This window comes from Roseomonas sp. SRI_022 (assembly GCF_057586215.1).
In genome coordinates, this window is sequence record NZ_JBYCZL010000030.1 from 50,903 (window position 1) to 61,375 (window position 10,473).

The following is a 10,473-nucleotide window of genomic DNA, read 5'->3' on the forward strand; positions in this document are numbered from 1 at the left end:
ATGCCTCGGCGCCGCCGTCACCCGCCGCGCAGCGTCTGCGGGCTCACCTGTCCAAGCTCCGACAACAGCAGCGGCCAGGCCCGCAGGCCTTCCTCCAGCGACGAAAGCCTGAAGAACTCGTTCGGCGCATGGACGTCCTCGTCGGGCATGGCGAAGCCGAAGGTAAGGGTGTCGAGGCCGAGCCGCTCCTTGAAGATCGCCGTGATCGGGATGGTCCCGCCGGCCCGCGCGCGGACCGGCGCGCGGTTGCGGGTGCGGCGGATCACCGTCTCGGCCGCGGCGAGCAGCGGGTGCCCTTCGCGCAGCGTGAAGGCGGGGGTGCCGTTGTCGGATTCCTCGAAGGTCAGGGTCGTGCCGCGCGCGGCCTTGGCGATCAGGTGGTCGCGCACCAGGGCCTGGGCGCGCACGGGGTCCATGTTCGGGCCAAGCCGCATGGTCAGCTTCGCATGGGCCTCGCAAGGCAGGACCGTCTTGGAGCCCGCGCCGATATACCCGCCCCACATGCCGTTCACCTCGATGGTCGGCAGCAGGGTGATGCGCTCGCGCACGCTGAAGCGCGTGTCGCCATAGGGCGCCGCGCCGACCGCGCCGTAGAACTCGGCCTCATCCACCGGCAGGGCGGCGGCGTCCTCGGCCTCGCGCGCGGTGATCGGGGACATCGCCTCCATGTAGCCGGGGACGATGATGCGGCCGTCCTCATCATGCAGCGTTGCGATCAGCCGGGCCATTTCGTGATTCGCGTTGCGCACCGACCCGCCATAGCGGCCGGAATGCATGTCCTTCGACGCCGTGCGCAGCGTGAAGCGCAGCGCCGTCAGCCCGCGCGACCCGACGCTGACGGTCGGCAGCGTCGTGCTGGCCCGCCCGCCATCGGCCGAGATCATCGCATCGCCCACCAGCGCATCCGCGTGGCGGTCGATGATGCTGCGCAGCGATGGGCTGCCGATCTCCTCCTCCCCTTCCAGGAAGAAGCGGATGTTCACCGGGCAGCCGCCGGCGCGGATGAACTCGATCACCGTCTCGACCGCGATCAGCGTCGATCCCTTCACATCCGACGCGCCGCGGGCATAGAGCCTGCCGTCGCGGATGGTCGGCTCGAAGGGCGGGGACTTCCACAATTCGAGCGGATCGGGCGGCTGCACGTCGTAATGGCCGTAGATGATCAGCGTCGGCTTGCCGGGTGCGCCGTTCCAGGCGGCGGTGACCGCCGGCTGGCCGCCGCCATCCAGCAGCCGCACATCGTCCAGGCCGCCTTCCTTCAGCCGCGCCATCAGGAAGTCGCGCGTCGCCTTCATACCGGCCGCATAAGCCGGATCCGTGCTGACGCTCGGCAGGCGCAGCAGCGCCTTCAGCCGTTCCAGGATCTCGTCCTTGCGCCCCACCAGGGCCTCGGCCACCGCGTCGCTCATCACGCACCCCTTCCATGTCCGGGGGCAGCCTAGACCGGCGCGGCGCCCGGTTGCAGAGTGCCGTCCGACGAATTCGAGGAAACCGGGATGCAACGTCCACCGAGCACGGCGCAGCGCCGCGCGTCCTTTCGCGCGATCCTGGCGGGCGGCGCCTGCATCCACCCCGCTTCCGTGCACGACCCGATCGCCGGGCGCATCGCTTCCGACCTCGGCTTCGAGGCGGCGATGTTCGCCGGTTCCGTCGCCTCGCTCACGGTGCTCGGCGCGCCGGACATCATCGTGCTGACGCTGTCCGAATTCGCCGACCAGGCGCGGCGCATCTGTCGTGGCGGTGCGCCGCCGCTGCTGGTCGACGCCGATCACGGCTACGGCAATGCCCTGAACGTGATGCGCACGGTCGAGGAGCTGGAGACCGCCGGCATCGCCGCCCTGACCATCGAGGACACCGACCTGCCCCGCGCCCATGGCGGCGGCGAGCCGGGGCTGCTGAGCCTCGAGGCGGGCCTGGGCAAGATGCGCGCGGCGGTCGCGGCGCGGGAGGATGCCGGGCTGACCGTCATCGCGCGGACCTCCGCGCTGAACCTCGTCAACCTCGACGAGGCGGTGCGGCGGGCGAAGGCCTATGCGACCTGCGGCACCGATGCGCTGTTCTTCACCGGCGTGAACGATTGGGACCAGCTCGCCGCGCTGCGCGATGCGGCGGGTGGCGTGCCGATCATCCTCGGCGGCACACCGGCCTCCATGGCGGACAAGGCGCGGCTCGCGGCGCATGGCGTGCGCGTGGCCCTTCAGGGCCACCAGCCCTTCGCCGCCGCGGTCGCTGCGATCCACGCGACGCTGAAGGCGCTGCGCGACGGCACCCCGCCGGCCGATCTCAAGGGCGTCGCCCCGGCATCGCTGATGAAGCAGGTCACGCGGGAAGCCGACTACGCCGCCTGGACCCGCGACTTCCTCTGAGACGGACGAGACAGCGCCATGACGATCGAACCCGAAGCCCTCGCCGAGACGCAGACCAAGTACCTGGCGCTGCATGAATTCGTGAAGGCGGCGAGGAACCGCCTCGACGCCAACATGTGGGACTACCTGGTCGGCGCCACCGAGACCGAGACCACCATGCGGCGCAACCGCATGGGCATCGACGCGCTGGCGCTGCGCCCGCGCGTGCTGCGCGACGTGTCGAAGATCGACAGCACCTCATCCCTGTTCGGCAAGAAGATCCGCCTGCCGGTGATGCTCGCCCCGGTCGGCGGGCTCGAATTCATGGCGGTGGGCGCCAATGGCGCGGTCACGGCGGGCGAGGGCGCCTCGGCCTTCGGTGTGCCGATCATGCTGTCCTCCGTCTCCAAGCCGGGGCTGGAGGATGTGGCGGCCGCGGCGCCGGGGATGAAGATCTATCAGCTCTATGTGCGCGGCGACGCCGCCTCGATCGAGAACAGCATCCAGCGTTCCATCGCCGCCGGCTACGACGCCTTCTGCCTGACAGTGGACACCGCGATCTATTCACGGCGCGAGCGCGACATCGTCCGCCGCTTCGCCAAGCCCTGGCGCGCCACCGCGACCGGGGAGGCGCAGATGCGCCAGGCCGCGCTGAACTGGGACGATGTGAAGCGCATCAAGGACAAGCATCCGACGCTGAAGCTCATCCTCAAGGGCATCGCGACCGGGGAGGACGCGCTGATCGCCGTCCAGCATGGCGTCGAGGTCGTCTATGTCTCGAACCATGGTGGCCGGCAGCTGGATGCCGGGCGCGGGTCGATCGAGGTGCTGCCCGAGGTCGTCCAGGCGGTCGGCGGCCGCGCCAAGGTCTGGGTCGATGGCGGCTTCTCGCGCGGGACGGATGTGGTGAAGGCGCTGTGCCTGGGTGCGGAATGCGTGGGGCTCGGGCGGCTCTATTGCTATGCGCTGGCGGCCGATGGCGCGGCCGGCGTGGTGCGGCTGCTCGAGATCCTGGAGAACGAGTTCCGCTCGGCGCTCGGCCTGCTCGGCGTGACGGCGGTCGACCAGCTCGGCCCGGGCTTCGTGCATGCGGCGATGCCGACCAACATGCCGCATGTCCACAGCGCCTTCCCGCTGCTGCGGCTCGACGATTCGGGGTATTGAGCGCGCCCGCGGCCGACCCCGGCCGAAGTCCCGTCCGCGAGCTGCTCGCGGACCCGGATTTCCGCCGCCTCTGGGGGGCGGGCGGCCTGACCAATGCGATGCGCTGGGTGGACATGCTGGTCAGCGGCCTGTTCACCTATGAACTCACCGGCTCGGCCTTCGCCGTCTCGCTTGTGCTGATGGCCCGCGCCCTGCCGATGCTGATGGCCGGGGCGCTGGCCGGGGCGCTCGCCGAAAGCCTCGACCGTAAGCGGCTGCTGATGGCCGGCCAGGCGGCGCAGGCGGCGGGGGCATTGACCATTGCCGCCCTTGCCGCCGCCGGCTGGCTCGCGCCCTGGCACCTGTTCGTCAACGGTGTGGTCGGCGGGCTGGCCTGGACCAACGAGCTCGCCACGCGCCGGCGCATGGTCGCCGAGGCGGCCGGCCCGCAGCGCATCGTCCAGGCCGTCGCCTTCGACACCATGACCGGCAGCACGACGCGCATGGTCGGCCCGTTGGCGGGCGGGCTGTTCTACCAATCGGTCGGGGTCACCGCGGCCTATCTGATCGCGGCCGGGTTCTACCTCGCCGCACTTTCGCTCGTGCGCGGCGCGGCCCACAGCCAGCAGCGGCGGGTGCTGGTGCCCTCCCGCCTGCTGGCGGAGGTGGCCGACGCCGCGCGCATCGCCATGGCCCATCCGGCGCTGCGCATGGTGCTCGGCGTGACCGTGGTGATGAACGTCTTCGGCTTTTCCTACACGGGCATCCTGCCCGCTTTCGGCGCCGTCGCCTTCCAGGCGAGCCCCTTCGAGATCGGCCTGCTCGCCGCCGCCGAACCGTTCGGCGCGCTGCTGACCGGCCTGGCGCTCGCCCTGCGCCGCGGCGCGCCGCCGGGGCGGATGATGTTCGGGGTGGGGACGGCTGGCTTCCTGTGCCTGCTTGTGGCCGCCGCGCAGGCGCCGTTCCTGCTGCTCGCGGCGCTGCTGCTGCTGGTCGGCGGGATGGGTACGGCGGCCTTCGCCAGCCTCCAGACCGGCATCGTGATGATGCAGGCACCGCCCGAGGCACGGTCCCGCATCCTTGGCCTGACCACCACCTGCATCGGCACCGGCCCGCTCGGCGTGCTGCTGCTGGGCGCGCTGGCGGATGCCAGGGGGCCGCGCCTTGCCATCACCGCCATGGCCCTGGCCGGGCTGGCCGGCCTTTGTCTGGTCATGTGGCGCACCCGGCGCTAAGTCCGGTTGCAGCCAATGCATTGTCGCTGCAACCGATGGTCGTGGTAGTCATTAACCATGGTCGGGCCGTCGCCCTGCCCTTCGAGGGACTTCCGTATGCCTTCCGATACGCCCGCCCACCGCATTCTGGTTGTCGAGGACGAGGCGCTGGTGGCCATGCTGGTCGAGGACGCGCTGGAGGATGCCGGCTTCGGGGTGATCGGCCCCGTCCGCTCGGTGGCCCAGGCGCTGGAAATGCTGGAGACGGAGGCGCCGGACGCCGCCGTGCTGGACCTCAACCTCGCCGGTGAGAATTCGGTGCCGGTCGCGGATGCGCTGGTCGCCCGCGGCATTCCCTTCGTCGTGGCCACCGGCTATGGCGCGGCCGGGCTGCCCGCGACGCATCGCCAGGCGCTGGTGCTGCCCAAGCCCTATGACCCGGCCGACCTGACCGCGCTGCTCTCGCGGCTGTGCGAAGGCCGCGGCTGACCCGGCCAGGCCTCCGGCGCGGCGGGGCCTAGACCGCGGCGCTGTGCCGCCCTGCGGCGGGGGCCAGGAAGGCGTCGAAGCAGGCGGCGAAATGCCGCAGGAAGGGGCGCCCCGCCTCGGTCACCGCCAGGCGCCCGGTTTCGCGGCGCAGCAACCCATCGGCCAGCAGCCCGTCGATCCGCGGCGCCGCGTCCCGCATCACGGCTGGCGGCACGGCGGCGAGGTCGATCGCCGCGTCGCACATCACCCGTTCGATCAGCGCGCTGCGCAGCCGGTCCTCCTCGCTGAGCGGCCGGCCGCGGGCGACCGGCAGCGCCCCGGCCTCGATGGCGGCAAGCCAGCGCCGCTCATCCGCCTCGTTCTGCACGAAGCCCGCGGGCGTGCGGCCGATGGCCGAGGCGCCGAAGCCCAGCAGATAGGGCGCGGTGTCGGTGGTGTAGCCCTGGAAGTTGCGGCGCAACGTGCCCGAAGCGGCCGCGCGCGCCATCGAATCGCCCGGCAGCGCGAAATGGTCCAGTCCGATGGCGACATAGCCCGCCCCGGTCAGCACCCGCGACGCGGCCTCGGCCTGGCGCATGCGCAGCGCGGCGTCGGGCAGGTCCTCGGTGCGGATGCCCTTCTGGTGCGCCTTCATCCACGGCACATGGGCGTAGCCGAACACGGCGACGCGATCGGCGCCGCAATCGGCGGCGAAGCGGGCCGAGGCCTCGACCTCCGCCACGCCCTGCGCCGGCAGGCCGTAGATCAGGTCCATGTTGATGCCGCCGATGCCGGCCGCCCGCAGGCCGCGCACCGCGGCCTCGACCTGCGCGGCCGGCTGGATGCGGCCGATCAGCGCCTGCACCGCCGGGCTGATGTCCTGCACGCCGAGGCTCGCGCGCGTCAGGCCGAATCGCGCCATCGCCTCGATCATCGGTGCTTCGAGGCTGCGCGGATCGAGTTCGGCCGCGACTTCCGCCCCGTCGCGGAAGGGAAACAGGCGGCGCAGCGTGGCGACGAGGCGGTCCAGCCCCGCCGCGCCGAGTGCCGTCGGCGTGCCGCCGCCCAGATGCAGCGCGGCGACCCCGCCATGGGCCGGCAGCAGTGCGGCCACCATCGCGGCCTCGCGTTCCAGCCCCGCACCGTAGCGAGCGATCCGCGCCGCCGAGCGTGTCACCGCCGTATGGCAGCCGCAGTACCAGCACAGCGCGTGGCAGAACGGGACGTGGACGTAGAGCGACAGCGCGTCGGCCGGCCCGCAGCCGGCCAGCCAGGCGGCCGCGCTGCCGGCGGCCAGCGGCGCGAAATGCGGCGCGGTGGGATAGCTGGTGTAGCGCGGCAGCGGCGTGGCGGCGTGGCGCAGCAGGATGTCGTCGGCAGGGGCGGCGGAAGCGGGCATGGCGCAATCATCGCCCATGTGATCCGTCGCACGCTTTGCGATCGCTCAAGCCGTGTCGCGGTCGTTTCGCCGGGACAGGGCGGATGAAACGCTTCATCTTCCGGCACGCCGGACCCGGCGCCGCTGTTCCAAGACGCGGAGAGAGGCGGCTATGCTGCGTCGGGGCCAGAGGAGCGGGTTGATGTCCGTCGAGTTGAGCCAGCAACCGCGTCTGCTGCGGATCGAAACGTCGACCGACATTGCCTTCACGCTGCGTCGTATCGAGGCAGTCGAGGCGATCTCCCGGCCCTATGTGGTGCAGGCCGAGGTGCTGAGCACCAGGGACGACGTCGCCGCGAAGGACATGATCGGCCAGACGGCGCTGGTCGTCATCACCCGCGATTCGGACCTGCAGCCGCGGACGTTCCACGGCGTGATCAACACCTTCCGCAAGATCGGCAGGTTCGGCGCCGGCTACACCACCTATGGCTTCGAGATCGTACCGAGCTTCTGGAACCTGACCCGTACCTCGGATGTACGGGTGTTCCAGAACCAATCCGTGCCGGCGATCGTCAAGGCGCTCTGCGGGGAGGCCGCCGCCGCCGTCCCGGTCTTCATGTCCGCGCAGGACACGCCGCGGCCGTACTGCATGCAGTACAACGAGACGGATTTCGACTTCTGCCAGCGGCTGATGGATGAGACGGGCTGCGGCTACTACTTCATCCATGGCGAGAACGAGCACACCATGCTCGTCGCCTCTGCCACGGCGGACTACCTGCCGACAGGCTCGGGGCCGTACCGGATCACCTCGACCTCGACCGCCTGGGATTCGCTAACCGGATTCTCGCAGCGGACGCGGCTGAAGCCGGGCGCGGTGCGCTCGCTGGACTACGACCTCGCCAAGCATTCGGTGCTGCTCGACGCCACGACGCCGACCGTGCTGCAGGAGGTCCACAACGATCCGGCCTTCCAGATGTTCCACTGGCCGGGCGGGCAGCACACCCAGGCGGATGCCCAGCCGGCGCTGCTCGCGATGCAGACCTATGAGGCGGAGGCCGATCTCGCCCAGGCGACCGGCTACGACCCGGCCTTCATCGCCGGCTGCAAGATCACGGTCGATCTGGGCGACGACACGCAGGCCACCTACCTGCTGACCCGCGTGGTCCACAGCGCCTTCGACGAGACGCAGATCGTCGATGGCGGCGGTTCCGGATATTCCTGCGCCGTCACGCTGATGCCCGACGACCGGACCTATCGTCCGCGGTCACCGCGCCCGCGCCCGGTCGTGCCGGGCCTGCAGTCAGCGATCGTGGTCGGCAAGGACGGGGAGGAGATCTACACCGACAAGCTCGGCCGGGTGAAAGTCCGCTTCCTGTGGGACCGGAAGTGGCCGAAGAACGAGACCGCCTGCGAGATCTGGGTGCGGGTGGCCCAGCCTGCCGCCGGCAAGTGGGGCGGCACCTTCTTCCTGCCGCGCATCGGCGACGAGGTGCTGGTCGGCTTCGTGGACGGCGACCCGGACAAGCCGGTGATCGTCGGCTCGCTGTACAGCGACGACGCGCCGCTGTCGGAATCCTTCCCGATGCCGGGCAACAAGGAGCGCAGCGGCTTCCACACGCGCTCCTCGAAGGGCGGTGGGCCCAAGAACGCCAACATCCTCTACGTCGACGACACCAAATCCTCCGAGGATTTCGTCATCCAGGCCGAGAAGGACATGAACGTCCTGATCAAGAACGCCCGGAACGAGACGATCAACGAGGGCAAGTACGACGGCGCCGACACCTACCTGCTGCGCAAGGGCCACAAATACGTCACGCTCGGGAAGGGCGACTTCCTCACGCATCTTGAAGGCGGCAACCACTACCGCGTCATCGACAAGGGCAACGATGCGCTCTTCGTCAAGAAGGGCGACCGCCTCGTCGTGGTGAATGAGGGCGACTACGTCGTCTCGGTCGAGAAGTCCGACCATTATACTGAGGTGCAGAAGGGCCACCACGACCTGGTCGTGGGCCAGGGCAATCAGTCGGCCGAGGTCAACGGAAACATCACGCAGACGTCAAAGACCGGCAATATCACGATCGAGGCGAAGGCGGGCAAGATCACCCTGAAGGCGCCGCAGGCGATCGACCTGGTCTGCGGCGGCAGCTCGATCAAGATGACACCCTTCCAGATCGAGCTGAAGTCGATGATGATCAAGAACGACGCGCAGATGATCTTCGAGGCGAAGTCCGGTCTGTTGGCGAAGGTCGAGGGCCTGATGACCAACACGGAGGGCAAGGCCATACACATCGTGAAGGGGGGCCTCGTGCTCATCAACTGATGAACCAGGTTCCTGCCAAGCTTGCCGTGCCGCTGGCGTCGCTGGTGTCGCGGCTCGAACTCGACGGCGATGGCGAGAAGGCCATCGCCGGTGCCGATTCGGCGTCCGCGGGTGTGGATCGGCTGGTCGCCGCCGGCCGCCACCAGGATGCGGTGAAGCTGCTTGCCCACGCGCTGCCCAAGCGGGAAGCCGTGTGGTGGGCCTGCATGTGCGCGCGCGCCGTGCCGGACGCGGCCCTGCCGCCGGAGGACGCCGCCGCGATCGAGGCCGCCGAGAGCTGGGTGCGCCGGCCCGACGAGCCGACCCGCCGCGCCGCTTCCGCCAGGGCCGACAAGACCAAGTTCGCCACCCCCGAATCCTGGACCGCCATGGGCGCGTTCTGGAGCGGCGGCAGCATGGCGCCGGAAGGCCAAATGGCCGTCCCGCCCGCCGACCACCTGACCGCGACGGCGGTGACCGGGGCTGTGATGCTGGCCGCCGTACGCCACACGCCGGAAAAGCGACAGGATCGCCTGGAACGCTTCATCGTGAGCGCGCGCGACATCGCCGGCGGCGGTGCAGGCCGCCTGCAGGCGGAGGAGCCGCCCCCGCCACCGCCGCCCGCCGAACCGCCGCCCGGCCCGATCCGGCGCAAGACCATCCCGCCGCCGCCGCCACCGGCGCCGCGGCCGAGAATGCCGTGAGGGCGTGCATCGTCGCGGCGTCCAGGACAGATCGCACATGGCCGGAATCGGTAATGTGCGTGAAGATGCTCGCAAATGGTGCCCGGAGCGGCTTCAAGACGGGTGGAAACCGCTCCAGGGGGAAGTGAGTCGATGGAACTGACCCTGACGATGCTTCGCTGCCCCGACACCGTGGTGCCGGAGCAGCGCCGCGTGCCCGGTGGCGACTACGTCATCGGCCGTGGCGCCGATGCGAGCTGGGTGCTGCCCGATCCGGACCGGCTGCTGTCGAAGCATCACTGCGTCCTGGAATTCCGCGGCGGCGGCTGGCACGTGCGCGACCTCTCGACCAACGGCACCTTCGTCAACCACGCGGATGCGCCGGTCGGGCGCGATCAGGTCAAGCCGCTCGAGGATGGCGACCGGCTGCGCCTCGGCGCCTATGAGATCGAGGTGCGGGTCGCCATGGCCAGCGGGCAGTCGGCCGGTTCCGCCTGGGGCGGAGGCATGCCCGCCGCCCAGCCGCCGCAGCACGGCGGCGGATGGGATACGCCGGCCGCCACGCCAGGCTGGGCCACCGCGCCCGCCGCGCCGCCGCCGGCCTGGGGCGGGCAGGACCAGGGCGCCTGGGGCGCGCCACCGCCGCGCGACGAGCCTTTGCAACCCCGCCTGCCGGGCGATCCCTTCCTGGGGGCCAAGCCGCCCGCCGGCGGCATGCCCGGCCTGCCGAGCGGCGCCGGCCTGCCCGGGAATTTCGACCCGTTCAACGAGGGCCCCGCCATGCCGGACCACCGGCCGGCGACCTCGGAAGCCTTCATGCCGCCGAAGCCGATGCAGCAGGTCTCGGCGATCCCCGACAACTGGGACCTTGGTTCGACGCCTGCCGCGCCGATGGCGTCGCCACCGCCCGCGCCTTCGGGTGGCGGGTCGCGCATCCCGGACG

At 70.7% G+C, this 10,473-nt stretch carries 9 protein-coding genes; 7 read left to right on the forward strand and 2 right to left on the reverse strand.

Features of this window, described 5'->3' with window-relative positions; translation table 11 throughout:
* Positions 1–17: 17 nt before the first annotated feature.
* The gene (locus AC2YHJ_RS23380) at positions 18–1,409 is read right to left on the reverse strand and encodes a M20/M25/M40 family metallo-hydrolase (RefSeq protein ID WP_487398588.1); all 1,392 of its coding nucleotides are present in this window, start codon (positions 1,407–1,409) and stop codon (positions 18–20) included.
* Positions 1,410–1,496: 87 nt separating this feature from the next.
* Here AC2YHJ_RS23380 and AC2YHJ_RS23385 point away from each other — a divergent pair, with 87 nt between their 5' ends.
* The 4 genes from AC2YHJ_RS23385 to AC2YHJ_RS23400 all read left to right on the forward strand — a co-directional run bounded on the left by AC2YHJ_RS23385 (position 1,497) and on the right by AC2YHJ_RS23400 (position 5,191).
* Positions 1,497–2,366 carry an isocitrate lyase/PEP mutase family protein gene (locus tag AC2YHJ_RS23385; protein WP_487398589.1) on the forward strand — a complete coding sequence of 290 codons (870 nt, stop codon included), beginning with the start codon at positions 1,497–1,499 and terminating at the stop codon, positions 2,364–2,366.
* 18 nt (positions 2,367–2,384) lie between these two features.
* Positions 2,385–3,509, forward strand: a complete 1,125-nt coding sequence (locus tag AC2YHJ_RS23390; protein WP_487398590.1) for an alpha-hydroxy acid oxidase — start codon at positions 2,385–2,387, stop codon at positions 3,507–3,509.
* Positions 3,506–4,723: an MFS transporter gene (locus AC2YHJ_RS23395; protein WP_487398591.1), complete on the forward strand. Its 1,218-nt coding sequence runs from the start codon at positions 3,506–3,508 to the stop codon at positions 4,721–4,723. The genes AC2YHJ_RS23390 and AC2YHJ_RS23395 overlap by 4 nt, the downstream gene beginning before the upstream one ends.
* Positions 4,724–4,819: 96 nt before the next feature.
* Positions 4,820–5,191, forward strand: coding sequence for a response regulator (locus AC2YHJ_RS23400; protein ID WP_487398592.1), 372 nt, complete (start codon positions 4,820–4,822; stop codon positions 5,189–5,191).
* 28 nt (positions 5,192–5,219) lie between these two features.
* On the opposite strand, the gene hemN is transcribed toward AC2YHJ_RS23400, so the two are convergent.
* Positions 5,220–6,569 carry an oxygen-independent coproporphyrinogen III oxidase gene (gene hemN / locus AC2YHJ_RS23405; protein WP_487398593.1) on the reverse strand — a complete coding sequence of 450 codons (1,350 nt, stop codon included), beginning with the start codon at positions 6,567–6,569 and terminating at the stop codon, positions 5,220–5,222.
* Positions 6,570–6,750: 181 nt separating this feature from the next.
* Here hemN and AC2YHJ_RS23410 point away from each other — a divergent pair, with 181 nt between their 5' ends.
* The 3 genes from AC2YHJ_RS23410 to AC2YHJ_RS23420 form a co-directional block, all read left to right on the forward strand.
* On the forward strand, positions 6,751–8,868 hold the full coding sequence (locus AC2YHJ_RS23410; protein WP_487398594.1) for a type VI secretion system Vgr family protein: 2,118 nt from the start codon (positions 6,751–6,753) through the stop codon (positions 8,866–8,868).
* Positions 8,868–9,551, forward strand: a complete 684-nt coding sequence (locus tag AC2YHJ_RS23415; RefSeq protein ID WP_487398595.1) for a DUF6931 family protein — start codon at positions 8,868–8,870, stop codon at positions 9,549–9,551. The genes AC2YHJ_RS23410 and AC2YHJ_RS23415 overlap by 1 nt, the downstream gene beginning before the upstream one ends.
* A 132-nt stretch (positions 9,552–9,683) precedes the next feature.
* On the forward strand, positions 9,684–10,473 hold a 790-nt coding region (locus tag AC2YHJ_RS23420), incomplete at its 3' end, for a type VI secretion system-associated FHA domain protein (protein WP_487398596.1).

What these genes read in the sequence shown, in the direction of transcription:
- AC2YHJ_RS23380 (WP_487398588.1), bottom strand. Translation starts at nt 1,409, where the DNA reads ATGAGCGACGCGGTGGCCGAGGCCCTGGTGGGGCGCAAGGACGAGATC.
- AC2YHJ_RS23385 (WP_487398589.1), top strand. Translation starts at nt 1,497, where the DNA reads ATGCAACGTCCACCGAGCACGGCGCAGCGCCGCGCGTCCTTTCGCGCG.
- AC2YHJ_RS23390 (WP_487398590.1), top strand. Translation starts at nt 2,385, where the DNA reads ATGACGATCGAACCCGAAGCCCTCGCCGAGACGCAGACCAAGTACCTG.
- AC2YHJ_RS23400 (WP_487398592.1), top strand. Translation starts at nt 4,820, where the DNA reads ATGCCTTCCGATACGCCCGCCCACCGCATTCTGGTTGTCGAGGACGAG.
- hemN (WP_487398593.1), bottom strand. Translation starts at nt 6,569, where the DNA reads ATGCCCGCTTCCGCCGCCCCTGCCGACGACATCCTGCTGCGCCACGCC.
- AC2YHJ_RS23410 (WP_487398594.1), top strand. Translation starts at nt 6,751, where the DNA reads ATGTCCGTCGAGTTGAGCCAGCAACCGCGTCTGCTGCGGATCGAAACG.
- AC2YHJ_RS23415 (WP_487398595.1), top strand. Translation starts at nt 8,868, where the DNA reads ATGAACCAGGTTCCTGCCAAGCTTGCCGTGCCGCTGGCGTCGCTGGTG.